Origin of the sequence: Methanolobus vulcani (assembly GCF_006546655.1) — an archaeon.
Lineage (GTDB): Archaea > Halobacteriota > Methanosarcinia > Methanosarcinales > Methanosarcinaceae > Methanolobus > Methanolobus vulcani_A.
Genome location: NZ_VIAQ01000015.1, coordinates 614,252 through 637,829, shown reverse-complemented (window position 1 = coordinate 637,829; position 23,578 = coordinate 614,252). Strand labels below are relative to the sequence as shown.

Below are 23,578 nucleotides of genomic sequence, written 5' to 3'. Positions count from 1 at the left end.
TAATAACGTAGTATCTGTGTCCGAACTTAAAAATATATGTTGCTATGTATCTGTGCCCAACTTAAAAATATATGTTGCGGTATTTTTGTGTCTGTTTGTCATTATTTAAACTGATTGAAGTACATCATAAAACCGTCATAATACAACAGTACTGTGACGTATTCAGCTGTCTGAATAAATAAAGATGATGAAAAAATCCACTGATCATATTTCTATAAACACTTCAAAAACAGGAAGAACTAATTATATTGTTTTATTAATTGCGGCATATCCTTTCACCTTTTTCGGTCAACTGATATGCCTTTGAACTGGAAATACCAGTATTACCTGAACACGAAGATGCCGCAGTACATGAACAGCACGCAGATGACTTTGGACTTGAGTTATTACATATTTCACGCACATATCCCATATGCTGTAACATAATAAGCCGGTCCCTGATATCATTCTGCGTTACACCAAGCTTGTCTGCAGCTTCCTGCAGCGTACAATTGTCAATAAACAGGACCTTCAGCGTTTCTTTGATCATTTTAAATCCATCCTGAAACTGGCTTCAGTGGTTGGTTCAAAAAAATCCTTCCATTTTATATAAGCAAAAAGGGGAAGAATTGCAAGATAAATACCAGGCTTCATATCACTGAGAAGTGTCCAGTCTGCAAACTCCTCATTCCCAAGAAGATAAGCTTCAAGCATATTACCTGTACTTACAAGCAAGTATATAACTGCAAATATTAGCGCAAGAAGAATTCCCACATAGGCATAAGATATACCCTCATAAGTACCTGAACGCATTTCCATGACACCGTAAAGAAACACAGTACCAATGAGTAACAGGACAAAAGACCCTATGACATCTGCAGGAACAAAAAGAATACCGGAAAGAGGCATAACAAAATCAGTTCCTATTAATATCCTGCCTGCTCCAGCTACCATCTGAAGCAGCCCCAGTATAACATATAAAAAACCGCATATCAATGAAAAGATCATAGGTAACCTTGTATCCGGTTTCTCATCTACAGTTCCACTAATATCCAAGCAGAACACCTCCCTGATATATTACAAATGCCGTGATCCATGCCACAATGATTCCATAAAATATTGCAAACACGGCCCATTTCCAGGAACCGGTCTCTTTCCTGATAACTCCCACTGTTGCCACACAAGGCATGTAAAGCAAACTGAAAGCCATGAGGCTAAGTGATGTAAGTGCAGTCATGCCGGAATCTGCGATCAGCCTGTCACTCAGGACATCCGAACTCTCACCTGCCCCGTAAAGAACACCCATTGAAGCAACAACGATCTCCTTGGCAACAAGTCCGAATATCAAAGCAACTGAAATCTTCCAGTCAAAACCAAGCGGTTTTAGCAGAGGCGCCACTGCATGACCAAGGGAACCTACATAACTATCCTCGCTTCCATACTGCACACCCCACGGAAAGGATGCAAGTACCCAGATAACCACTACACCTACTAATATAATAGTACCGGCTTTCTTGATGTACATGAAACCATTGTCCCACATGTGAATAAGACTGGTCTTAAGAGTGGGAACCCTGTAGGGTGGAAGCTCCATGATAAACGGTGCGGGTTTACCTTTGACGACAGTTGCCCTGAGCAGTTTTGCAGATATTATAGCAATAATAATTCCCAGAACATACATTCCAAATATTACGGTTCCTGCTTGTCTGCCAAAGAAAGTTCCTGCAAACAATACATATATAGGTAATCTGGCCCCGCATGAAACAAATGGCACTACTAATATAGTAATAAGCCTGTCCTTTTCATCCTCTATGCTTCTTGCAGCCATAATAGCAGGCACATTACAACCAAATCCCATGAGCATAGGGATGAATGACTTGCCGTGCATGCCTATCTTATACATGAGCTTGTCCATGATGAACGCGGCTCTTGCGAGATAACCGCTTCCTTCCAGCAGTGACAGCAGGAAGAACAATATGAAAATGTTAGGCACAAATACAAGCACTGCACCCACACCGCCGATGATACCGTCACCAACAAGGGATGCAAGCCAAGCAGGCTGCAGGCTGGATGATACGTACTCTGCAAACCATGTTGCAGAAAGGTCGATCATATCCATAAAAGGGGTTGCAAAAGCGAATGTCAGCTCGAATGCACCCCACATAAGTGCTAAGAATATAGGAATACCAAGGTACTTGTTAGTAAGCACCCTGTCAATCATATCTGATTTTGTTAGCTTGCCGTTGGCCCGGGTGCACATCTGAGGAAAAACAGTATTAATTGCAAGATAACGTTTGTCAGCTATCTCAGCTTCATATTCTTCCTGGTCAATAGAATCTATTATCTGAATCACCCGGTCATAAACAGGGCTTTTTGAGATCTTCTCCCGGACATTGCTGTCGCCTTCAAGAAGGCGTATACTTATCCATCTGAGAGGATACCTGGTGTCACGAGTCTCATCCTCTGCAAGCACTTTCTCAATCTCAAGAATCCTGTCCTCGATCTCAGTACCATAACCGATCTCATGCCCATGGTGTTGTTGAACCTCTTTTTGTTCAATGACCTTATCCAGCAGGTCGCAAATTCCTTCCTTCTGGCTGGCAACAGTCCTTATCACAGGAGTTGCAAGAAGCTCTTGCATCTTATCGATATAGATACGGTCGCCTCTTTCCTCTGCAATATCACACATGTTGAGCACAATAAGTATCTTAGAACCAAGCTCCATGAGCTGGGTTGTAAGATAGAGGTTCCTTTCGAGATTGGATGCATCAACTACCTGAATGACAATATCCGGCTTCTCCTCAATGATAAAATCGCGGGCAACTATCTCATCCATGGAATATGCAGTAAGACTGTAAGTACCCGGCAGGTCTATGACCTCAATGTCATACTCTTTGTATGAAACGCTGCCGCTCTTCTTTTCTACGGTGACGCCAGGCCAGTTGCCTACATGTTGCCTGGAACCTGTCAGCGCATTAAAAAGCGTGGTCTTACCTACATTAGGGTTTCCTGTTAATGCTATCTTTATTTTCCCGGCTTCCATGAATTATCCTCAGGAACAGTTATACTATAATTACAATAATGGACACAAAACATCTAAAAGGTTTGGAAAATAGTCCGTTCAGAGCTTGGTAATAAATATCTGTTTTGCTTCTTCTTTACGGATAGACAGGTGGTAACCCTTTATGTTGTAATCCATAGGGTCTCCAAGTGGAGCATTCCTTACAAGTTCGATCTCAGTTCCTGCAACCATTCCCATATCCATGAGTTTTCGCCTTGCAGTACCTTTGACCCGCACTTTTCTTATACTGGCTTTCTCTCCGGGTTTTAGCGTATCCAGCGTAGTCTCCTGATCTTCGTTCAAGTAATTCCCTGTCCTTTTTGATGGTAGCTCTAACCAGTTTTTTGTATATAGCAATTTCGCCTTACCTAATTTATTTCAGTATACAAAAAACAAAAGTACTTTGCATTTACAATTATGCCTATTAGGAACAAGTTGAGAACTATAATAAAAAAGAAAGTCAAAGAGAGTGAAACTAAGGTAATTTCAATAATAATCTACAAAAGCTTCTACTTGTTATGATTTTTACCATGAATCGGACATGTGTCCTTTGCAGACGGTTTGCAATCTATATATTCACCTGTTTCACAATAGTAATTGAAATGATCCAGCCAGTATGGCCACTCATCCTTCATATTCATAAACTCAACGAACTTTGTGAGTGTTTCAAAAGTCTCCGGTGCCAACACATGTTCTATTTTACAGGCATCCTGATCTGCAATATCCTTATCAAGACCAAGTATTAGTAAGAAATCCTTAATTACACCGTGCTTTTCCATGGTACACTTTGCTATTTTTTCTCCTTCAGGAGTGAGCGTGACACCACCATATTTCTCATAATTAATGTAACCCATCTTGGTAAGCTTCTTGAACATTCCTGTGACACTTGGAGAACTTATCTCAAGCTCCCTTGAAACATCCTTGACCTGTGCATAGCCTTTTCTTTCGATTATCTTTTCGATGACCTTCAGATAATCTTCGGTTCTCTCAGTTGTCATTTCAAAAACTACCTTTAATGGATTTGGTAAACAGGTTGCCTATCAATCTAATAATTGTAGGCTATACTTTTGTATACTACTAGTACTATTTTAAGTTTACCAATTTTACCTACAAAAAATAGGTAATATAAAAATAAGTAAATGAGTATTGGATGAAATGCAGAATAAAGATCGATTTACCTCATTCCCTATTCAGGTACCTCTCCAGCCTGTCCATGCCTTCTTTTATATTCTCAAGACTGTTAGCATAGGAAAAGCGCAAATGACCTTCGCCACCTTGACCAAAATCAATTCCGGGAGTGACTGCAACCCCTATATCTTCTAGGATCTGCCTGCTAAGTGCAAGTGAATCCTCACCAAACTTACGGGCATCTGCAAGAATATAGTAAGCACCCTTGGGTTCGACCTTTATATCAAAGCCAATATCCCTGAGCCTCTTAATTAGGTAGAGCCGTCTCTCATTATATATCTTCAGCATTTCCTGTGTCTGCTCCTGTGGTCCTTCAAGAGCAGCAACCCCTGCATACTGGACAAAAGCATTTGTAGAAATGAAAAGATTCTGCTGCACCTTTTGCAGAGTCCTGACATACTGTTTCGGAGAAATCAGATAGCCAAGCCGCCAGCCAGTCATAGCATAGAGTTTTGAGAAACCGTTGAGAATAAATGCATTTTCCGTGTACTCTAATATAGTATGGTCTTCACCCTCATAGACAAGTCCCTGATATATCTCATCGGATATGATTGGCACATCACCTGCAACCTGTGCAATTCCCTTCAGAGTTTCTGCGGGCAAGACCTGCCCTGTCGGGTTGGATGGTGAATTGATAAGAATTGCCTTTGTTTTAGGATTGATATGTGCGGCAAGTTCATCCGGCTGTAACATGAAACCGTTATCCTCATTCGTATAGATGAAATCCGGCACCCCACCGGCAATTGTCACAAAATTCGGGTAACATGCATAATGAGGATTTGACATGATGATCTCATCACCCTGGTCGATGAGCGCCAGGAAAAGCAATAGCATTGCTGGACTTGTACCTGAAGTTACAATAATCTGGGTGGCATCAATATCCACATTAAACTTGTCCTTATAGCTCTTTGCAATGGCCTGCCGCAGTTCTATAAGTCCCTGGCTGTGAGTGTATTTTGTATTACCTGCACACATTGCAACCTTTGCAGCATCGCAAATATGCGAAGCGGTTGGAAAATCAGGTTCACCTATCTCAAGGTGGATTATGTCTCTGCCTTCTTCTTCAAGCTGTTGTGCCCTTTCCAGTACCTCCATAACATAAAATGGAGGAATGTTTGCAACTTTTTCGGATAACATGTTACTCATCGTCCGCGCAAACTGTGTACGCATTAAGGAAAATAAACAGATTCAGGATTGGAGCGGAACAATAAAAGATTTTTGTTCCGAAAAATATAATTAAATAAACGCTGGCACAAAATGCCAGCACCAGTATCTACATTTCTGGCATAAGACTTAGAAGATCATTTCTTTGCTTTTGCATACTCAACAAGTGCATCCTTTATTCCCCATTTGAAAGCAACCACAACTGCAATACCCCATGAAAGTGGTCCAATGAGTATATAGAATATACTTGTATCAATTAGCATTGCATCCAGTGCCAGGAGAATTACAACGAAAGCAAGGAAACCCCTTAGAGCAGGAATCCATATATTCGTACCCTGCACGTCCATATTCTCAAGAAGACTGTTTATGTAATCCGCAAACAGATCAATGCACAGTAATCCTATTAACAGGATAAGAAGACCTGCGAAGAGATTTGGAATATATGCCAAAATAGCGGCTACCACTTCTGCTATTATATCAAGTTTGAGTATGTTCAGGGCTGCCATTATAAATAACAGATAACCAAAAACCTGGATAATCAGGGAAATGAGCTTTGAACCTTTTAAACCACTGGCGCCCATGGCACTTCCAAGGCTTGTTTTGGCTATCTGTTCGTCAAGTCCCGCCGCTATGAGGATGTTCTCCACAAGATTTGCAAGGAAATCAACTACCAGAAGTCCAATAATCAGTACTACTACCGCAGAGAGTATAATCGGTATGTACAAAATTATCTGCGTGATAAAGTCCGCAACTATCTGCACATTGAGAAGATCAATAATTATTACAGCAAAAACAAAATAAACGAACCATCTAATTACGCCATCGAAAAATTCTACTGTAGTAATATTTGTTCTCTCAATCATCTTCCCTATGGATGTTTTGTCTATCAGGTCATCGAGTCCAATCTTATCGAGTAGCTTAGAGCCTATTTTACCTAATGCCTTTCCTGCTACCATTCCAACTATTAAAAGCACTACTACGGCTATTAAAGTAGGAAGGAAAGCTATCATTTTGTCTAACATAGTGTAGACACTATTCATTATTGGCGATGCTGCCATATTTTTCCCCCTTAGAAATAAATTAGAACCAGAATAATCGGTTCTACCCCGTTTTCCATTAAAAATTTCTTTGCTTATTCTATTTAAGGATACCTGAGTTTAAAAAAGAAAAAATAGAAGTAGATTTTATGACCGGGAGCTCTGAATAAAGATAAACGAATCTTAGCCTTTGGTGATGCATTCATATTTTACATCGGCTCTCCGGATATCAGGCACATCTCCCCAGAAACCCATGAACTCGCCCTGAATTACAATGGCCCCTTTTATTCCTTCAACATTTTTTACAGCATCAAAGGAACATTCAACTGCATTCCTTCCTACGTCAGTTGCATTTCCAAGAGCTGTTGCCGCAGCATCTGCTAGAGAGACATTATCCGAAAATACAACCGCAGCATCCGCCATTCCAAAACTGATAGAAGGACCTACACTACCTGATGACGTACAAACGCCTGTGATAGAAGCTCGAGGTTCCATTACAAAACCAAGATTCTTGAGTGGTGAATTGCCCGCATAAATCCCCATAAGCACCGGCCTGTCATTAATAATAGCAATATCACCGCCGTTATCAACAATCGCAAATTCCGCACCTGCATCTGCCATTGCTTCCACTGCAAGAGCAGAGATCGTACCTGCCACAGCACTCATTGGCCCGATTCCCATGGCATTTCCGGCATTTATCATTCTCCTGACAACCTCCGGAAAATCACCATTGCAATCATAAGGTTCAAGGGTACTCTGAAAAAAAGGATCATAAGCAATATATGACTCAAGTTCCCTGCGGTTTGTCCTGATTGACTCCCGGGCAATTTCAATATAGACTTCAGAGTCTGCCAGGATCGTTACAATGGTTTCCTTCAGCCTGAAATACTCTTTCATATTATTCGCCCGGATAAAGAATTAAAAAGAAGAAAGTATCACTTGTTGTTTCCAAGTGATAACGCGTTGTGGGGGCACATGTCCACACATGTTCCACATTGTATACATTTTGTGTCATCCACATCCAGGCTGAAATCCTCAGCTATTGAGAACACCTTGGTTGGACAAACTGAAACACAGGCACCGCACTCAACACATTCATTTTCATCCCATTTGATAGGTATATTCAGTTTTGTGACCACTGCACCCTTGTTAGTCAATGCCTTGCACATTACATCGAATTTGCCGGATTCAACGTCTGCAATAACTTCCCCATGGGAACGGTCAAAGTGCGCCTGAGAAATATTCAGCAATACACCAGTCTCCAGTATTGCTTCTGCCATGATTGGTTTTGTGAGAATATCACTTGAAATACTGATCTTGATCTTCAAATTTATGACCTCCTGGCATACAGTTTGCTGATATCATCACTGGTAATCATACCTATGATATGCCTGTCTTTATTAAGTACCGGCATTGCAGATACCTCATTCAGGTCAAGCCTTCTTGCCACTACTGCCACCTGTTCATCCGCATTTGCAGTTATTACCTTACGTGTCATTATATCTTCCACAAGATCGAACTTATTGAGAGAAACTGCCTTTGCGATGTCCCACGCAGTAATTATTCCTGCCAGAGTCTTGTCGTCATTCAGCACAGGCAGATGGTTAAATGAAGTATCCTGTATAATCTTTGCTGCGTCATACACACTGGCATCCTTGTTTATGGTCACCACACTAACAGCCATAATATCGGAAACGACAGCGATACCTTCAGTTTGCTTCATTGGTTTTGCCGAGACATCCTTTGGCAGTCTCTCAACAGGCATAGATACAAAGAACTCACCTCTGGTTATCCAGTCCTTCAGTTCATTTGCAATAGTTCTGGATTTCTTGAAACTTGAAAGTGAAGAAGTCGGGACTTCCTTGCCATTAATATCCACAAAGCCACTGCGAAGTTCCTCATACGTTACATCACGTATTGCCGGTCGGTCCCTGCTTGGAATACCATAATCCAGTATCTGGGTAGTCACGCCTGCATCACTTACCGCAGTTGCCTGGGCTATCTGCTCATTCAGTATAGGAATTGGAACACCCATTCCAACATAAAGTGAAGTGCCATAACCTGTAAAATTTGCAGCCCTGATATAATCCGTGCTCATATTCTTGAGGTCGCCCTGAACCATCAGAGTACCAAAACCTCCGCCGGAAGAATGTTGTGTTCCTTCCCCGACTATATAACCCTGAGCGCCTCCGAGGAATATTCTTGTGCCAGTACCGATGGTCATGTAATCAGGATCATTTGATAATGGTGAAAGAACGCCAGCTCCAGAGTATGTGACGTTTCCAAAGGACGGAAGTAATGATCCCATATAAGTATGAACCGTGCTCCGGGTACTGTTTGTAGCAGCATTATATTTTTGATATGCATTGCGAGGGTTAATCATGATGGCCTGGTTCATGTCATTAAGAGAAAGTGTCGTATCAAGAACCTTCCTCGGATAACAGTCCGTTCCGTGGGACGTTGCATGAAGATGTACGGATTTTCCTCTTATCAGGTCTTCAATTACATGAGCACCGCCGTAATCCATGCCAAGGGTCTCAGAAACCTGTGTTGCACCTATGAAAGCATCAACTGCCGCAACACCGGTATATGCTTCCACATCATTGAGGAAGACCTTTTGCATCTTAATAGGTGGTTCCGAGTGTCCGAAGTTCAGCCAGACACCTGATGAGCACATTGCACCAAAAGTTCCGGTAGTTACAACATCAACTTCCTTTGCAGCCCCTTCTGCACCGAGTTCACCCACAATGTGAACCATTTCCTCGGCAGTGACTACATTGACACTTCCATCTCTGATTTTGCTATTGATCTCATGAATTGTTTTCTTAACCATGCCATATACCTCTAAAGCACAACAGTAATTTTTTGGTACCTATATATTACTTATGGTAATTAACTATTACAGATACCATTCAGAAACAAATAATGAGATTTGTTTTATCTTCGCAATTGCTAATTAAAGTTATGATTCGAATCAGCCAGCTGACGGAACAGTGAACCAGAAAGTAGTGCCAACCCCGCCATAATTATCTTCAACATGAATGTCCTCACCATGACATTTCAACGCCATGCGAGCTATTGCAAGTCCCAGGCCATGACCGCTCACCTGTGAAGTGTCAGCTCTTCTGAACCTGTCAAATATCTTGTCCTTGTCCTCATCAGAGATTCAGGGGCCTTCATCTGAGATGCTAACTTTCCATTTCCCATCTTCAGATTCAATATCTAACGGTTCAATATTTACCATAATTGTGCTGCCTTGCGGAGAATATTTTATTGCGTTAGAAAGCAGGTTGTAGAGTACTTCTTCAATTATAGGGTTAACAAGTGCATTACACTGCCCGGGAGATTCAAGCTCTACATTGAGAGCCCTATCAGAGATTTTAGAAAGCATCCTTTCCAGAGCATTATAATAGATCAAACGAAGGTCAAGTTCTTCAAGACTCATATCTGAAGCAGAATTTAGCCTGGCAAAAACAGCAGCAGAATCTATCGTCTTCTTCAATCTGGCCGTGGTGCTTACAACATGCCCCAGAAGATTCTTTTTTTCTTCATCTGTTTCCATCTCCTCAAGATAACCTGTAAATCCTTCTATTAAGGAGATAGAACTGATCAGGTCATGACTTGTCACATCTGTAAACATATCCTTGAGATCGTTAGAGTATTCAAGCTGCTTTGCACGTTCCCTTATCGCATGTTCCAGTATGCGACGTTCATTTATATCACGGCCGATCAACACTATATAGATAGTACCTTCGTTCTCGACAAAAGCCAGACTTATCTCGACCGGGATTAATGAACCATCCTTCCCCAATAGTTCGGATTCAACTACAAGACTGCCTTTTTCAGCTACCTGACCGATTAATTTCTGCATATCATGCCCGGTTATAAAACATCCCGGATCAAACACATCCTGCTTTAGTACCTCATCTTCCGTGTATCCCAGATCCTGAAACACCTTGTCATTAACATATATGAACTTCTTTGTCACCGCATTGAGAACCATAATAAAATCATTGGACTTGTTAATGAGATTCCCGTAAAGTTCCAGTGACTTGAAAGAATCCCTTAACTTGATCGTTTCAGCAAGGATGTTAGCAACAGACTGCAGGAAATTGACATCCTGTTCGGTGAATTTTCGTTGTTTGTCCGTGTGGAGGCACAGCACACCATACATATCATTCCCATCTCCAATGATAACATTGACACTACTCACAATATTATGTTCATGAAGAAAATGAGGAATCCGGAACCTCTCCTCTGTACGCATATCATCTACTACCAGAGGTTTTCCGCAAAAAGCCGCGTATCCGGCAGGAGAGCCCAGTTCCTTGTCCACAAGTGCGGAACCCACGCACCACTCGCTAAAACCGTATCCGTACCTCAGCAGGAATTTACCGTCCGGGAGTAATTCCATTATACGGGAATATTTTACATCCAGGGTTTCGGCTGATTTTTTTAATGCATAATCCATTAATACATTAATATTAGTACATGAGAGAGCTTTTTTACCGAGATTTGAAAGCATTTTTTCCCGCAGATACATATTTTCAATTTTGCATTCATCAAAAGAATGATCATCTTCAATAATATCGGATGTGACATCAGCTCTTATGGCACATATTTTTCCATCTTTATTTTTACACCTATTCGGAAAGGGAAAAACATCACAAATCAGATGGCTAAGATTTCCCTGTTTATCTGACAACTTGAACCGGGAGGACTTCTTACTTTCGTCCAAAGGCTTCCATGATAAAATGAACTCTGACAGAGAAGCAGGATCATTTAAAGTATCAAAGCAAGGCTCCGTATAGCTTTGCCCTAAAATCTCCTCAGCCGTGAAACCTGTAAGGTCACTCACCACTTTGTTGGAACAAAGCACCCTGTTATGTTCATCAAGATAGATTACCCCTATATTCAATCTGGTGAACAGATCCTGATCGGTGTTCTGTAACAGCAATGACAGGACCGAGTCTTTTATGTTTTCTGAACTCGCAGACATTTAAATCCCACATATTATATTTCAGCAGAGCAAGTAATGTACTCGCGTAGTTCATATATACGTTGTGGTTTGCAATTATAAGAAAAAAAGTAAAAGTAAAAGTAAAAGTAAAAGTAAAATATTCTAATCGATATGCACTGACCGGGCAACACCCAGCTCTTTCATGTCCATTATAACTTCAAGGACACCATTATGATACCTTGCTTTTGCAGAATCAGGATCAACGCTGGATGGTAGTTCAATGTCTTCCTCATATACCGCATCTTCATTTTCTGCGCTGATCTCAAGTGATTTTTCGGTGACATTAAGATTAATATCTTCTTTCTTAATATCCTGAAGCTCGATCATGACATGCACTTTATCATCTATCTCAAATACATCCATGAGTGGCTTTCTTTCATTTACATTTAACTGCTGTATAATGGATTCTTCGTCATCATCCTCATCTTCATCATCTAAGAAGACGTTTCCAAACTCCCTTATCTCAGGCTCCTCCCCTGGATGCCGGGAAACTGAAAAACCATAGAAAAATGGCTGCTTTTCAAAATCTTCGAAGTTAAGACCGAATCTCTCCATCATCTGATCGATGATATCTTCGAAATCTGTAAAACTGCCTTCATTGAAGATATCGTCAAAAAAACCTCGCTTTTTTCTTTTATCAGCCATAGATATACTCCGCTTTGCTAGGTAGATAGAAGTCGCACTATTTATTCTTTGGGAACTATTTCATTCTTTTGGAATGGGATAATTCTTACATAGATTATATAAAAAAACAGCAATCAATACAGATAATATACTGATAGTATATTGTGAAAGTATTCTTACATTCCGTGAAATGCCAAGAATGCAGTGATGGTGTGCTCATCCTCGAGATTACTAAAGACCGCTATTCCCACATCTCAGTTTACAGAACAATAACAATTCAGTACGATGAAGATTCCTGAGTGGCAGAGGCATCAAATGAGTGCAGACGCATGGAAAGAATAACTACGCAGCCTATTATAGCTGCAGTTAGAAGGAAAGACCATATTCCAACAAGTTCGTAAATAAAACCTCCGCCTATCAAGCCAAATATACCTGCAAAACTCATGACACTGCCTGAAACGCCCTGAACCAGTCCCTGATTTTCATCTCCTGCAAGTCTTGCAAGCATTGATTGTATGGAAGGCCACATAATACCGTTACCAAGGGCAAGCAATACTGCTGCTACATAGGTGAACAAAGTGTTACCAAATAACAGCACCACAAAATTCAGGCCAAGAATGAAGCTTCCGGCGATTATCATTGTGGAATCCCTCAATCTTTTAGAGACATAAGAAAGTACGGGACCTTCAACGATTACAAGCACGATGCTCAGGAATGAAAAAAAGAAGCCAAGCTCTGCTATGCTCCACTGGAGATAATTTGCCGCATGAGCCGGGAATGCAGTATAAAATGTATTGAAACCCAGGAAAAGCAGGAAATAAATTATGAACATCAAGCGGAGAGCGGGCATTTTCCAGACATCCCTGATACCTTTTTTGTGATTTGCACTGAGATTGCTTGTGTAAATTGATTCAGGATTACCTGTTAGCGAGTCGTTGTTCATATTTAGTTTACTACTACGTGTCTCTGGAATGTACAATGCGATCATTACCAACCCTGCAAGAGCAATTAAAATAGCAGCCATTACCGGAAGGGCTTCACCATAAACAGTCACGCTCAAAATACCTGCAAGTGCCGGTCCCAGGATAAATCCAAGATTTGTGGAAACTGAAAGTTTGCCGAAGTTGCTGCTACGGTCACTATCTGTACTTATATCGGCAATATAGGCATTCGATACTGAAACATTACCGCCTGTCAGACCGTCCAGACCTCTTGCAAAGAAGAGAATTAACAGGGGGATTGTGATCATAAATTTGCCAAGAAGATCCGAGTCAATACTGGCAAGTATTGTTACAGGCACAAAGAGAGCTATAAAGAACAATATCCATGAGAGCAGAGTTCCTGCCTGGCTGACAAACAGTACTTTTTTCCTGCCGTAGATATCAGACCATTTTCCAAGGAGAGGTGAACCTATTAGCTGGAAAAAAGGATACATTGAGGATAGAAGCCCATATACCAGAGCATTGCCGCCAAATCCCTCTACAAGAAAAATCAGGAAAGGAAGAACTAGACTTATTCCCATGGTCCCGATAAAGTTCACCATGAGAAGAGGATATATGGATGTATTTTTTCCTTTCTCGTTCGACATTTATCAATAATTTGAGGGTGCAGCTATATATGACTTTTTTGTAAGCCTAATGAAAATGCAAAAAATTAATTCAGATAAGTTACCTTTACTGTATCCATGAAAGAACTATACCTTACTGATTGTTACCTGAAAGAGTTTGATGCAACCGTTGAAAGTGTGAAGGATGATAAATTCGTGGTTCTTGACCAGACTGCGTTCTATCCTAAATCCGGTGGGCAGCCAAATGATACAGGAAAGCTTGTTAGAGAAGATGGAACTGAGTTTCCTGTGATCTTTGCCGGAAAATTTGGCGCAGACATAAGTCATGAGGTTTCAAACCCCGGACTTAAAACCGGAGATAAGGTAAAGGGAATAATTGACTGGGATAGAAGATATCGTTTCATGCAGTATCACACCGCCTGTCATATCCTGAGTGCTATTATCCACAATGAGACCGGTGCCATGATTACCGGAAACCAGCTTGGAGAAGAGAAGACACGTGTGGATTTCAATCTGGAGGACTTTGACCGTGAGCAGATAGCTTCCTATGAAAGCAAGGTCAACGATATAATCGACCGCAATATCCCTGTAAGTATTGACATAATGCCACGTGAAGAAGCTTTCAGTATTCCTTCTGTTGTCAAACTCAAGGATGCATTCCCTCCTGAGATTGAAGAGATAAGGATCATTACCATCCCAGATGTTGATATTCAGGCATGTGGAGGCACACACATAGCAAATACAGGAGACATCCCACACATATCAATAATAAAAGCCGAGAACAAAGGAAAGAATAATAGAAGAGTATATTTCAAATTTGCAGATGATGAGTGAGAACTCATCAACAATATACTCATAGATTTTGTAATAGGTCTTAATATCAATTAGTTTCATGCATATCAGGATTGAACAGAGGAAGGGATATATGCACTGTTGTTCCCACTCCTTCCTCACTTTCCACTTCTATTAATCCGGAATGCAATTCCACAATATTTTTCGCCAGATACAATCCAAGACCATTTCCACCATAAATACGTGTGGCTGAGCCATCTACCTGATAGAACCTGTCAAATATCCTGTCCATACATGTCCCGGGAATTCCAATTCCATTATCAGTTATCATTATATGAGTATAGTTATCTGATTCTGTGACTGCGATAGTCACTTTAGAACCTTTTGGCGAGAATTTAATAGCATTATCCAGAATGTAAACGAAAAGGTATTTCAGGAATTCGCAGTTCCCGTAAACAAGATGCATGTCAGCAGGACAATCTTTGATTATACTGATTTTCTTTTCTTCACTTTTCATTGAAAGGCTGGTAATTGCATTATCCAGGACATCTTTCAGGTATATGGGAGATAACACATGATATTTTTCAAAATAAAGAGAATTCATGTTAAGTAAAGATTCTATCAGCCTTTCCAGACGCTCCGAATTAGAAACAATAATTTTCATGCACTGTTTTTGTTTGTCCTCCAGCTCACCCAGAAGACCTTCATATATTACTTCACTGTATCCTTTTATGGATATAAGAGGAGTCTTAAGTTCATGAGTTATGTTGGCAACAAATTCGTCTTTCATCTTGTCCAGGGATTTCAGTTCCTCATAGGCTTTACGAGTCTCATTCAGAAGATGTATATTCTCCACAGTAATACCTATCTGCCGACCTACATTGCCCAGTATGTTAAGATCAGATTTCGAGATAATACTATCCTGATCTGGCAGGAGTAAAATAACACCCACAAGGTCCTCGCGGGCCATAATAGGGATGTAAACTAATTTGCCGATGCATTCGGAATCGATGATCCACCTCAGGCATCCCTCGATCTTATCAATTTTTCCCGTGATCCATGTCCTTTTTGTATCAGGAATCAAAGTGAACAGCGGATCATTTTCCTTTAAGCAGTCCAGTCTTTCAATGATCTTATCACTGAAACCTGTGGAAGAACATAGATTAAACCTGTGTTCTGCAGAATTGAAAAGGTAAACTGAACCTGCAGAACAACCAACGTATGAATTTATTTCTTTCAGAATATCCCTGAGGAAATCTTCCATTTCCATTGAACTTGCAGCTATCATGGCTGTGGACTGGAGTATCAGAAGATTGCGGTTCTTTCTTTGCAGGTCTTCCTGTGCAAGTGATATTTCAGTAATGTCCTGAGTAGTCCCCCTAAACAGCATCTGCTGTCCCTGGCTGTCCCATGTGACTTCACCAAGGGAATGCAGGATACAGATGTTTCCATTCTTTTTGATAAATCTGGTTTTAACGTCAAATTTGTACCCTGGTATGGAAAGTGCCAGTTCTATGCATGAAGCAAAAGCTTCCCTGTCCTCCGGATGCATTCTTTCATAATAGTAATTCTTGCTAATGTTTAATTCATCAGGAGAATAACCCATTAACTGGTACATTTCATCTGACCAGAAATGTTTCTTTGTACGCAGATCCACTTCCCAGCTTCCTACATGTGATATTTCCTGGGCCCTGGCTAGTCTTTCACGATGCTTCAGGATAGATTCTTCTGCATTTTTTCGCTCGATACTATCAATAAAAATATCCCCGACAACTCTCATGAGTTTGACATAGTTCTGAGACCATTGTTTTTTACGCCCGATGGTATCGAATCCAAGAAAACCTATCATTTTTCCGCCGGACTGCAAAGGTATAGAAAGCACTGATTCAATGTCTTCCTCTTGTAATACGCTTTTTTCCCTGCTTGCAGAAGGTGGTAGTTTTGATGTGTCAGGAATGTGGACAATCTCGGGACTGGCCATCTTTTCCATCCACCACGGAAAATCACGGCCAGGGTAATTGTAAATTTTCCCGAGACCCTCATCCTTGGTGTACCACTGGTATACTATATCATTCTCATCCGGTTCAGAGGACAGTAATATTAGGTAGCTGCGGTCAGCATCTGCAAAATCAGCCATTTTTTTAAGTGAGTGTTCAATTGCATTGTCAATATGTTCTGATTTCTGACCAATGAAATTGGAAGAAATCTCTGCAACAAGGTTCTCCAACCTTAACTGGGATAGTAATTCATTTTCAGCATTATGGCATTTCTGAGACGTTTTTGAAACAGTCAGACCGAAAAGAAGGAAGCCAATGAATACAAAAGACCTGATGTAAATGTCATAGAATGCCTCTTTGTCTTCAATTAAAAAAGGCAGTATATTCACAGAAAAGAGCAGGTGAGCTATATAAGAATCTGCAATTAGAAATGCCAGACCTAAACATACTGAAATCAATATTATTCTTACATCTTTTCCCATATACGTTCCCACTACAAAACGAAAATTTCATTTCAGCAGTTATTAATGCTTTAATTCATTTTCAATGGCATTCAGGCTTACATTAAGCAAATATTAAGGATTTTATATATAACTTCCTATTTTATCGTGATTAAAAATTATGGACTAAACTTATCAAGCAAGCAAAGGTAAATTTGAAAGATGTGTCTGGTAAGCCTGATAAATTTTATTCCGAAGATATCCATTTCTTTACAATTCTTCTTTATATTATTAAGCACTTAAATTCTTAAAGAGACAAGTATATGTAAAATGCCGCATTTACAAAGTAGGTTAAAATAGGTTGAGGTTACTTGAATGAAATCAAAACCTTACGGACATTATGTAGAAAAAGATATAATAGCATTTGTCCTTTAAACCTTAAAAGCAAAATGCGCAATAATTATTGCACTTATCTGCGGAGATAGACAAAATGAAAGTACTAGTCAGTGATCCATTATCAGAACAGGGATTAACAATACTTCAGCAGCATTTCACAGTTGATGTCATTACAAAACTTTCCGAAGAGGAACTTGTTGAGAAAATACCGGAATATGACGCGCTTGTCATAAGAAGCGGAACACAGGTTACAAGAAAGGTCATCGAAGCTGCCGATAAGATGAAGATCGTAGGCAGAGCCGGTGTCGGTGTAGACAACGTAGATGTAGAAGCAGCAACCGAAAAAGGAATTATTGTTGTCAATGCACCTGAAGGTAACATGCTTTCTGCCGCAGAACACACCATTGCTATGATGATGGCACTTGCAAGGAACGTACCACAGGCTGATGCATCCCTTAAAGCTAAAAAATGGGAACGTGGCAAGTTTATGGGTGTAGAAGTTAACGGAAAGACCCTTGGTGTAATCGGACTTGGACGTATCGGTGCTGAGGTTGCCAAGAGGGCACAGGGCATGAACATGAACATTCTTGCTTACGATCCATTTGTCTCAGAAGAAAGAGCAAAGGAGATGGGTGTGAAGATGATGTCCGTTCAGGAGATCGCAAAGGAAGCTGATTTCATTACAGTTCACACACCACTCACAAAGGATACCAGAAATATCATCGATGCTGAAGAGTTTGGCATGATGAAGACCAACGCAAGAATCATCAATTGTGCACGTGGTGGCATCATTAATGAAGAAGCTCTTGCAGAAGCCCTGAACAGTGAGAAAATTGCAGGTGCAGCAATAGATGTTTTCACCAGTGAACCACCGTTTGACGGACCACTTATTGACTGTAAGAATATTATAGTTACTCCGCACCTGGGTGCTTCAACTAAGGAAGCACAGATCAATGTGGCTGTTTCAGTTGCAGAAGAAGTTGTTGCTGTTCTTAACGGTGGAACTGCAAAGAATGCAATTAACATTCCTTCCGTTAAACCAGAACTTATGACAATGCTTGCTCCTTACATCCAGCTTGCTGAAACTATGAGCAATGCATGTGCGCAACTCCTTGGTAAAAACTATGAGAAAATCTCAATATCATACAACGGCGATATTGCTGAGAAGGACACAAGACCTGTAACTGTGGCTGCAATAAAGGGTATGCTTCAGGTTGCTCTTGGTTCTGCAGTAAACTATGTGAACGCAGGTGCACTTGCAAAGTCAAGGAAAGTTGAAGTTATCGAAAGCAAGTCCGAGACAACAGAAGAATTCAGCTCCACCATAAAGATAGAAGTTACCATGGGTGATGAGAAGGTATCTGTTGGTGGTACTGTTATCGCAGGAAAAGGAAAGATCATCAGTGTCAATGAAGAACATGTTGATATTGTGCCAGCAGGATACATGATCGTTGCAAAACACATCAACAAACCAAATGTCATCGGACCATGCTGTCTTGTGCTTGGAAAGAATGACATCAATATTTCCGGTATGCAGGTAGGAAGAGCTGAAATAGGTGGAACTACCATAATGGTACTTAATGTTGATTCTGAAGTGCCTGAGGGCATATTGAAAGAGATGAGAGCAGTCGAAGGAATAATTGACGCCAAGCTCATCAAATTATAAATATAGACTTAGAATCTGAAATTATAAATTAAAAGGGTGGTAGCAGCTAAAAATGATGCGAAAGCGAATTTATCATCGATTTCCGCACAGGACTGTGGAGTTTGAACAGAAATACCGCTACCATTCGGACCTACCTTTTTTTGTGAAAGTAATGGCGAACATGGATGGCAAGTTCGGCATGTTTGTTACCGAATCTGTAACCAAGAGAGGACACCGCATTCAGGCTAAAAGAGAGATAGGTGTTGAGATCGTTGCCAACGGTATTGATTTCTCACCTCTGAATTATGATAGTGTTGAAGGTGTGCTTGACACACTTGAACCTGAAGGGATCGTGGATTTCAGGATACACCTGAGATACAGCTACCTTGACGGAAAATATAACCGTGTACCATTCAGGGGAGATATATATCTTGTCAGGGCCATCCTTGAGCACGAGTTGCTGGTTCTCCAGATCAATCACATCGACGGCCCGAAGAGAACCGAATGCGGCAGACTTGCCGATACTATTATAGATGAACTTCGCAGAGGTTCCTGATGGACGAGCTGATGCTTGTTGCAGCGACCCCTTTCAAAAGAAATAACAAAAAATCCCTGTCAATTAAGGATTTTGAATTTGTCTTGTCCTTTGATCTTAAATGGATGGCACCAGATGCTGCATCCAGGATAAGGGACAAGGCCATAGGGGCGCAGTTGCTCAGGTTTGAAGGAGCTGACCTTACTCCTGCATTTGATATTTCTAAAATAGAGATACCGCATGGTTTCAAACCTTCGGGGTCATTGTTTCAGGAAAGATCAATTATAGAAGATATCATTGCCATGATCGTTGCCGGATGTGGAAAGAACACTAAAGAAACCATAGTGATGATAAATAATAAGCAGGAAGAGCTTGGAGATCTTATTGATATCGAGATCGCGGGACTTTTGGTTGCAAGGGAAATGGGATGCAACATTGATTCGATCTATGACCGTGTTTGCAGTAAGGTCTTTGGAACCGGAGAAAAATCCACATAATCTTTATGTACTATTAATGTTATTCAAACACCAGTCTGAGTTTACAGACTCTATGTTCTTACTTAACTGACACCTAACGGATGTTCGAACGCACATTGTGCGTGAGTGAGACTAACTCTTGCGGAGGAACATTATGAGCAAGAATACAAACGTAAAAATCCAAAGAAAGACAAACCCTCGCACCCCTGTGCTCATTGCAGCATTGAAGGACGGGGCACGCCAGAACGAAGTCGCTATCTGGAGAGATGTGGCTAAGAAGCTGGAAAAACCTGGCAAGAACTATGCACAGGTAAACCTCAGTAAGATCAACAGGTACGCAAATGACGGAGAAACTGTCCTCATTGCAGGAAAAGTACTTGGTGCAGGACTCCTCGAGAAGGCAGTCACCGTTGCAGCATACAACTTCAGTGTAACTGCTATGGAAAAGATCGAAGAGGTTGGCGGCAAATGCCTGACCATTGAACAGATAATGGAAGAGAATCCAAAAGGATCAGGTATCAAGATCTTGCAGTAGGTGAAGAAGATGACAATTATCGATGCAGAAGGACTTATTCTGGGCAGACTTGCAAGTACTGTTGCAAAAAAGCTGCTTGCAGGCGAGAAGGTAGAGATCGTCAATGCTGAGAAGGCAGTAATCTCCGGTTCAAAGTACACCACAATGAGAGAGTACGATGAGACCCTGAAAAGAGGAAAGCCTGAATTCGGTCCTTATTTCCCAAAGAGACCAGACCGCATTCTTAAGAGAACAGTTAGAGGTATGCTCCCTTACAAACGCGCAAGGGGAAAAGTAGCAATGAATAACCTTAAAGTATACGTAGGCATCCCTGCGGAACTTGAAAACAAGGAATGTATAAAGATCGAAGAGGCAAACATGGACCGCCTCAGTTCAAACAAATACCTCAAACTCGGCGACCTCAGTATAAAACTCGGTGCTAAGTTCTAAGAAGGAGGAAGATCATAATGACTACTAAAGTTATAACCTCATCAGGTAAAAAGAAGACAGCTATTGCACGCGCAACAGTAAAGAAGGGAACCGGAAAGGTGCGCATCAACAAGAAGCCACTGGAGATCTTTGACCCGGAATTTGCAAAGCTCAAGATCACAGAGGCAGTTATGCTCGCTGGAGAGACTGCTGAAAGCGTAGACATAGATGTCACAGTTAGTGGCGGCGGAATCATTGGTCAGGCAAATGCTGCAAGGACTGCAATTGCAAGAGGCATTGTAGACTGGACCAACGATACAGCCCTCAGAGATACTTACATGGCATACGACCGTAATCTCCTGGTTAACGACTCCAGGCAGAAAGAAACCAAGAAATTTGGTGGACCAGGTGCACGTGCCAAATATCAGAAATCATACAGGTAGGCGAAAGGATGTTACCAGTTCGATGTTTCAGCTGTGGAAAAGTTGTCTCAAACGTTTGGGAAGAATACAAACAGCGTGTTGCTGAAGGTGAAGACCCGGCTGCTGTACTGGATGACCTTGGAGTTGTCCGCTACTGCTGCAGAAGGATGATCCTTTCACACGTCGAGCTAGTAGACACACTTGCCCCATACCAGTAAGGGGACCGTAGGGTAGCCTGGACCATCCTTCGGCGTTCGGGACATATGTATTATATGCGAAACACGCCGGAACCTGAGTTCAAATCTCAGCGGTCCCATACCCTTCAAAAAACCATGCTGGTTTGGAGTTAAATGTTACATGACCACATTCGGAGGGATTCCGAATAAATTAATATTTATCAGGGTTATCATTGACCGCATTAATGGCTATTCATACAGGAACACTTTTTGGAAGCAATAGGAGTAGCTATCTATAAATGGGCTGTTGATATTTCCATATGTATATTTTAATCAGGTGATTTATTGACTACTGAAAACTACACCAGGTATGAAAAGGCAAGAATCATTGGTGCGAGAGCACTTCAGATTTCAATGGGAGCTCCAGTGCTCATTGATGATCCAAGCATGAACTCATTATTCCTTGCCAAGAGAGAATATGAACTTGGGGTTACCCCAATTACTGTTAAAAGAGAGAATTAATTATTCAAATTTTTAAGGTGATTTAATGGATTCAATTGAAGAAACTACAACTAATGAAGTTACTACTGAAGCAACAACAACCGAGGCAGGAGAAGAAGTAAAAACAACTTCACTTGTACCTATAGACGAATACCTTGCAGCAGGAGTACACATCGGTACACAGCAGAAGACCGAAAACATGATGAAATTCGTGTACCGTGTCAGGACAGACGGCCTTTACGTTCTTGATATCCAGGCAACCGATGAGAGAATCAAGCTCGCAGCTGCATTCCTTGCAAACTATGATCCACAGAGAATTCTTGTTGTTTCCGCAAGGCAGTACGGCCAGTTCCCTGCAAAAATGTTCGCAAAGGCAATCGGTGCAAAATCAATGGTAGGAAGATTCATTCCTGGAACCCTCACAAACCCAAAGGTTGAGTACTTCTACGAACCTGATGTAGTAATTGTAACTGACCCTACAGGTGACGCACAGGTTATTAAGGAATCTGTAAACGTAGGTGTTCCTGTTGTTGCACTTTGTGATACCAACAACATGACCTCAAACGTTGACCTCGTAATCCCAACCAACAACAAAGGTAGAAAGGCACTTTCCCTTGTTTACTGGCTGCTGGCAAAAGAGATTGCAAAGGCCAATGACTCAATGTTCACTTACGAACTTGAAGACTTTGAAGCCGGAGTCTGAGCTGACAACCTGTTAAAAGCATACTACATATAATCAAAAACCCTTATAGAATAATATAGGGTGATCAGTAGTATGAGACAAACAACCGTTGCCGGTCAATTCTACCCGCAAAATCCGAAAAGTCTGAAAAAGGAACTTAACAGGTGCTTTAAGGATGTGGCTATCTCAGAGGAGCCTATCCTTGGTGCTGTCGTACCTCACGCAGGATATGTTTATTCCGGAGAAGTGGCAGCACATGCATATGCTAAGCTCCCGAAAGCAGACACTTATATCCTGTTTGGCCCAAACCACACAGGATACGGTTCTCCCGTAGCTCTTTCCCAGGATAGTTGGGTAACTCCACTAGGAGTTGTTGAAGCTGACAGGGAAATTGGAAAGCATCTTGCCGGAACCATTATAGACTTTGATGAGCTTGCACATCATTTTGAGCATTCCATAGAAGTGCAGATACCATTTTTGCAGCATAGATTTGGCAGTGATTTTTCAATACTTCCAATATGCATGGGACTTCAGGATGAAGAAACCTCCATGGAAGTAGGAACAGAAGTCGCCAGAGCAGTAAAAGCTACAGGAAAGAAAGTGGTTTTTATCGCATCCAGTGACTTTACACATTATCAGCCGGATTCTGTTGCAAGAGATCAGGACAGTTACCTTATAGAAGCCATATTGGATATGGACATTCCTGAGTTTTACAGACGCAAGGAGGAAAGGAATATTTCTGCATGCGGATTTGGACCCATAGCAGCCATGCTTGCAGCTTCTAAAGAATTGGGAGCAAGCAAAGCCTCATTGATAAAATATGCAACCAGCGGTGATGTGAGCGAAGATACTTCAGGAGTTGTCGGATACGCAGCAATCACAATTGAATAAAGATTGGAAGAACCATATTCACAAACCAGATCATAATATCAG

At 41.2% G+C, this 23,578-nt stretch carries 27 protein-coding genes and 1 tRNA gene; 13 read left to right on the top strand and 15 right to left on the bottom strand.

Going from position 1 to position 23,578, the window contains the following annotated elements:
- Window positions 1–256: 256 nt before the first annotated feature.
- The 13 genes from FKV42_RS10450 to FKV42_RS10390 form a co-directional block, all read right to left on the bottom strand.
- Complete coding sequence (locus FKV42_RS10450; RefSeq protein ID WP_154810142.1) at window positions 257–529, bottom strand: hypothetical protein; 273 nt, start codon at window positions 527–529, stop codon at window positions 257–259.
- Window positions 526–1,035 (bottom strand): hypothetical protein, encoded by a 510-nt coding sequence (locus FKV42_RS10445; protein WP_154810141.1) that lies wholly within the window; start codon window positions 1,033–1,035, stop codon window positions 526–528. The genes FKV42_RS10450 and FKV42_RS10445 overlap by 4 nt, the downstream gene beginning before the upstream one ends.
- Complete coding sequence (gene feoB, locus FKV42_RS10440; protein ID WP_154810140.1) at window positions 1,025–3,022, bottom strand: ferrous iron transport protein B; 1,998 nt, start codon at window positions 3,020–3,022, stop codon at window positions 1,025–1,027. The genes FKV42_RS10445 and feoB overlap by 11 nt, the downstream gene beginning before the upstream one ends.
- A gap of 78 nt (window positions 3,023–3,100) precedes the next feature.
- Window positions 3,101–3,343, bottom strand: a complete 243-nt coding sequence (locus tag FKV42_RS10435; RefSeq protein ID WP_154810139.1) for a FeoA family protein — start codon at window positions 3,341–3,343, stop codon at window positions 3,101–3,103.
- 206 nt (window positions 3,344–3,549) lie between these two features.
- Window positions 3,550–4,038 (bottom strand): metal-dependent transcriptional regulator, encoded by a 489-nt coding sequence (locus FKV42_RS10430; RefSeq protein ID WP_154810138.1) that lies wholly within the window; start codon window positions 4,036–4,038, stop codon window positions 3,550–3,552.
- 181 nt (window positions 4,039–4,219) lie between these two features.
- Window positions 4,220–5,365, bottom strand: coding sequence for a pyridoxal phosphate-dependent aminotransferase (locus FKV42_RS10425; RefSeq protein ID WP_154810137.1), 1,146 nt, complete (start codon window positions 5,363–5,365; stop codon window positions 4,220–4,222).
- 164 nt (window positions 5,366–5,529) lie between these two features.
- Window positions 5,530–6,450: a mechanosensitive ion channel family protein gene (locus FKV42_RS10420; protein WP_154810136.1), complete on the bottom strand. Its 921-nt coding sequence runs from the start codon at window positions 6,448–6,450 to the stop codon at window positions 5,530–5,532.
- 162 nt (window positions 6,451–6,612) lie between these two features.
- A complete protein-coding gene (locus FKV42_RS10415; RefSeq protein ID WP_154810135.1) occupies window positions 6,613–7,326 on the bottom strand; it encodes a UPF0280 family protein in 714 nt (237 codons plus the stop codon).
- 38 nt (window positions 7,327–7,364) lie between these two features.
- Window positions 7,365–7,757 (bottom strand): 4Fe-4S binding protein, encoded by a 393-nt coding sequence (locus FKV42_RS10410; RefSeq protein ID WP_154810134.1) that lies wholly within the window; start codon window positions 7,755–7,757, stop codon window positions 7,365–7,367.
- Between the two features lie 2 nt (window positions 7,758–7,759).
- Window positions 7,760–9,262: a homocysteine biosynthesis protein gene (locus tag FKV42_RS10405; RefSeq protein WP_154810133.1), complete on the bottom strand. Its 1,503-nt coding sequence runs from the start codon at window positions 9,260–9,262 to the stop codon at window positions 7,760–7,762.
- Window positions 9,263–9,403: 141 nt separating this feature from the next.
- Window positions 9,404–9,595, bottom strand: coding sequence for an ATP-binding protein (locus FKV42_RS10400; protein WP_154810132.1), 192 nt, complete (start codon window positions 9,593–9,595; stop codon window positions 9,404–9,406).
- Window positions 9,596–11,428 (bottom strand): PAS domain S-box protein, encoded by a 1,833-nt coding sequence (locus FKV42_RS10395; RefSeq protein WP_154810131.1) that lies wholly within the window; start codon window positions 11,426–11,428, stop codon window positions 9,596–9,598.
- Between the two features lie 123 nt (window positions 11,429–11,551).
- Entirely contained in the window at window positions 11,552–12,094 is a 543-nt protein-coding gene (locus tag FKV42_RS10390) for an Hsp20/alpha crystallin family protein (protein WP_154810130.1), read from the bottom strand.
- A gap of 143 nt (window positions 12,095–12,237) precedes the next feature.
- On the opposite strand from FKV42_RS10390, the gene FKV42_RS14355 reads away from it, so the two are divergent.
- On the top strand, window positions 12,238–12,372 hold the full coding sequence (locus tag FKV42_RS14355; protein ID WP_394348063.1) for a DUF6897 domain-containing protein: 135 nt from the start codon (window positions 12,238–12,240) through the stop codon (window positions 12,370–12,372).
- Here the strand turns inward: FKV42_RS14355 and FKV42_RS10385 are convergent.
- Window positions 12,351–13,661: an MFS transporter gene (locus FKV42_RS10385; RefSeq protein ID WP_154810129.1), complete on the bottom strand. Its 1,311-nt coding sequence runs from the start codon at window positions 13,659–13,661 to the stop codon at window positions 12,351–12,353. The two genes, FKV42_RS14355 and FKV42_RS10385, sit on opposite strands and share 22 nt — an antisense overlap.
- 96 nt (window positions 13,662–13,757) lie before the next feature.
- Between FKV42_RS10385 and alaXM the strand changes: the two genes are divergently transcribed.
- A complete protein-coding gene (gene alaXM / locus FKV42_RS10380) occupies window positions 13,758–14,474 on the top strand; it encodes an alanyl-tRNA editing protein AlaXM (RefSeq protein WP_154810128.1) in 717 nt (238 codons plus the stop codon).
- Between the two features lie 46 nt (window positions 14,475–14,520).
- Here the strand turns inward: alaXM and FKV42_RS10375 are convergent, their stop codons facing one another.
- Window positions 14,521–16,911: an ATP-binding protein gene (locus FKV42_RS10375; RefSeq protein WP_154810127.1), complete on the bottom strand. Its 2,391-nt coding sequence runs from the start codon at window positions 16,909–16,911 to the stop codon at window positions 14,521–14,523.
- A gap of 448 nt (window positions 16,912–17,359) precedes the next feature.
- Between FKV42_RS10375 and serA the strand changes: the two genes are divergently transcribed.
- The 11 genes from serA to FKV42_RS10320 all read left to right on the top strand — a co-directional run bounded on the left by serA (window position 17,360) and on the right by FKV42_RS10320 (window position 23,536).
- A complete protein-coding gene (gene serA / locus FKV42_RS10370; RefSeq protein ID WP_154810126.1) occupies window positions 17,360–18,931 on the top strand; it encodes a phosphoglycerate dehydrogenase in 1,572 nt (523 codons plus the stop codon).
- Between the two features lie 52 nt (window positions 18,932–18,983).
- A complete protein-coding gene (locus tag FKV42_RS10365) occupies window positions 18,984–19,466 on the top strand; it encodes a hypothetical protein (protein ID WP_154810125.1) in 483 nt (160 codons plus the stop codon).
- Entirely contained in the window at window positions 19,466–19,942 is a 477-nt protein-coding gene (locus FKV42_RS10360; RefSeq protein WP_196214109.1) for a DUF2240 family protein, read from the top strand. Before FKV42_RS10365 ends, FKV42_RS10360 begins: the two co-directional genes overlap by 1 nt.
- 133 nt (window positions 19,943–20,075) lie before the next feature.
- Window positions 20,076–20,456 (top strand): 50S ribosomal protein L18e, encoded by a 381-nt coding sequence (locus tag FKV42_RS10355; RefSeq protein ID WP_154810123.1) that lies wholly within the window; start codon window positions 20,076–20,078, stop codon window positions 20,454–20,456.
- A gap of 9 nt (window positions 20,457–20,465) precedes the next feature.
- Window positions 20,466–20,885, top strand: coding sequence for a 50S ribosomal protein L13 (locus FKV42_RS10350; protein WP_154810122.1), 420 nt, complete (start codon window positions 20,466–20,468; stop codon window positions 20,883–20,885).
- Between the two features lie 17 nt (window positions 20,886–20,902).
- The gene (locus FKV42_RS10345; RefSeq protein ID WP_154810121.1) at window positions 20,903–21,307 is read left to right on the top strand and encodes a 30S ribosomal protein S9; all 405 of its coding nucleotides are present in this window, start codon (window positions 20,903–20,905) and stop codon (window positions 21,305–21,307) included.
- Between the two features lie 8 nt (window positions 21,308–21,315).
- The gene (locus FKV42_RS10340) at window positions 21,316–21,504 is read left to right on the top strand and encodes a DNA-directed RNA polymerase subunit N (protein ID WP_154810120.1); all 189 of its coding nucleotides are present in this window, start codon (window positions 21,316–21,318) and stop codon (window positions 21,502–21,504) included.
- 1 nt (window position 21,505) lies between these two features.
- Window positions 21,506–21,602: transfer RNA gene (locus tag FKV42_RS10335), tRNA-Pro, on the top strand.
- A gap of 205 nt (window positions 21,603–21,807) precedes the next feature.
- Window positions 21,808–21,984 carry a DNA-directed RNA polymerase subunit K gene (locus tag FKV42_RS10330; RefSeq protein ID WP_154810119.1) on the top strand — a complete coding sequence of 59 codons (177 nt, stop codon included), beginning with the start codon at window positions 21,808–21,810 and terminating at the stop codon, window positions 21,982–21,984.
- Between the two features lie 25 nt (window positions 21,985–22,009).
- Window positions 22,010–22,666: a 30S ribosomal protein S2 gene (gene rpsB / locus FKV42_RS10325; protein WP_154810118.1), complete on the top strand. Its 657-nt coding sequence runs from the start codon at window positions 22,010–22,012 to the stop codon at window positions 22,664–22,666.
- A gap of 72 nt (window positions 22,667–22,738) precedes the next feature.
- A complete protein-coding gene (locus FKV42_RS10320) occupies window positions 22,739–23,536 on the top strand; it encodes an MEMO1 family protein (protein ID WP_154810117.1) in 798 nt (265 codons plus the stop codon).
- Window positions 23,537–23,578 lie beyond the last annotated feature (42 nt).

Coding starts and splice junctions, on each gene's coding strand:
- FKV42_RS10450 (WP_154810142.1), bottom strand. CDS start 529: ATGATCAAAGAAACGCTGAAGGTCCTGTTTATTGACAATTGTACGCTG.
- feoB (WP_154810140.1), bottom strand. CDS start 3,022: ATGGAAGCCGGGAAAATAAAGATAGCATTAACAGGAAACCCTAATGTA.
- FKV42_RS10430 (WP_154810138.1), bottom strand. CDS start 4,038: ATGACAACTGAGAGAACCGAAGATTATCTGAAGGTCATCGAAAAGATA.
- FKV42_RS10425 (WP_154810137.1), bottom strand. CDS start 5,365: ATGTTATCCGAAAAAGTTGCAAACATTCCTCCATTTTATGTTATGGAG.
- FKV42_RS10420 (WP_154810136.1), bottom strand. CDS start 6,450: ATGGCAGCATCGCCAATAATGAATAGTGTCTACACTATGTTAGACAAA.
- FKV42_RS10415 (WP_154810135.1), bottom strand. CDS start 7,326: ATGAAAGAGTATTTCAGGCTGAAGGAAACCATTGTAACGATCCTGGCA.
- FKV42_RS10405 (WP_154810133.1), bottom strand. CDS start 9,262: ATGGTTAAGAAAACAATTCATGAGATCAATAGCAAAATCAGAGATGGA.
- FKV42_RS10395 (WP_154810131.1), bottom strand. CDS start 11,428: ATGTCTGCGAGTTCAGAAAACATAAAAGACTCGGTCCTGTCATTGCTG.
- FKV42_RS10390 (WP_154810130.1), bottom strand. CDS start 12,094: ATGGCTGATAAAAGAAAAAAGCGAGGTTTTTTTGACGATATCTTCAAT.
- FKV42_RS10385 (WP_154810129.1), bottom strand. CDS start 13,661: ATGTCGAACGAGAAAGGAAAAAATACATCCATATATCCTCTTCTCATG.
- alaXM (WP_154810128.1), top strand. CDS start 13,758: ATGAAAGAACTATACCTTACTGATTGTTACCTGAAAGAGTTTGATGCA.
- FKV42_RS10375 (WP_154810127.1), bottom strand. CDS start 16,911: ATGGGAAAAGATGTAAGAATAATATTGATTTCAGTATGTTTAGGTCTG.
- serA (WP_154810126.1), top strand. CDS start 17,360: ATGAAAGTACTAGTCAGTGATCCATTATCAGAACAGGGATTAACAATA.
- FKV42_RS10365 (WP_154810125.1), top strand. CDS start 18,984: ATGATGCGAAAGCGAATTTATCATCGATTTCCGCACAGGACTGTGGAG.
- FKV42_RS10360 (WP_196214109.1), top strand. CDS start 19,466: ATGGACGAGCTGATGCTTGTTGCAGCGACCCCTTTCAAAAGAAATAAC.
- FKV42_RS10355 (WP_154810123.1), top strand. CDS start 20,076: ATGAGCAAGAATACAAACGTAAAAATCCAAAGAAAGACAAACCCTCGC.
- FKV42_RS10350 (WP_154810122.1), top strand. CDS start 20,466: ATGACAATTATCGATGCAGAAGGACTTATTCTGGGCAGACTTGCAAGT.
- FKV42_RS10345 (WP_154810121.1), top strand. CDS start 20,903: ATGACTACTAAAGTTATAACCTCATCAGGTAAAAAGAAGACAGCTATT.
- FKV42_RS10340 (WP_154810120.1), top strand. CDS start 21,316: ATGTTACCAGTTCGATGTTTCAGCTGTGGAAAAGTTGTCTCAAACGTT.
- rpsB (WP_154810118.1), top strand. CDS start 22,010: ATGGATTCAATTGAAGAAACTACAACTAATGAAGTTACTACTGAAGCA.
- FKV42_RS10320 (WP_154810117.1), top strand. CDS start 22,739: ATGAGACAAACAACCGTTGCCGGTCAATTCTACCCGCAAAATCCGAAA.